This is a genomic window from Pseudomonas sp. 51_B (genome assembly GCF_017491595.1).
In the GTDB taxonomy this organism is placed as follows: Bacteria; Pseudomonadota; Gammaproteobacteria; order Pseudomonadales; family Pseudomonadaceae; genus Aquipseudomonas; species Aquipseudomonas promysalinigenes.
The window spans coordinates 1-222 of the sequence record NZ_JAFGYW010000661.1 but is presented as its reverse complement, the minus strand read 5'-3'; the positions used below and the strand labels follow the sequence as shown (position 1 = coordinate 222).

1 protein-coding gene is annotated in these 222 nt (G+C 57.2%); it reads left to right on the top strand.

From position 1 onward, the window contains the following. Positions 1-23: 23 nt before the first annotated feature. Positions 24-222 (top strand): immunoglobulin-like domain-containing protein (locus tag J5M56_RS26600; RefSeq protein ID WP_207938266.1); only part of this gene is annotated, 199 nt, incomplete at its 3' end.

The following is a 222-nucleotide window of genomic DNA, read 5'->3' as shown; positions in this document are numbered from 1 at the left end:
TGACCAATCCGGCCGGTAGCGAGATGAAGATCACCCTGAGCAATGGTGAAGTCATCACCATTGGCAAAGGTTTGACCGAAGGCTCGATCACGGTCCCAGCACCAGCCAACACCGTCTATGTCGATGCCGGCAATGTGAGTGTGAATGTCACCGGCACCACCGGTGGTGACTTCGAGAAACTGGACGTCAGCCCAGCGCCGGCTGTGACCGCAATCACCGATA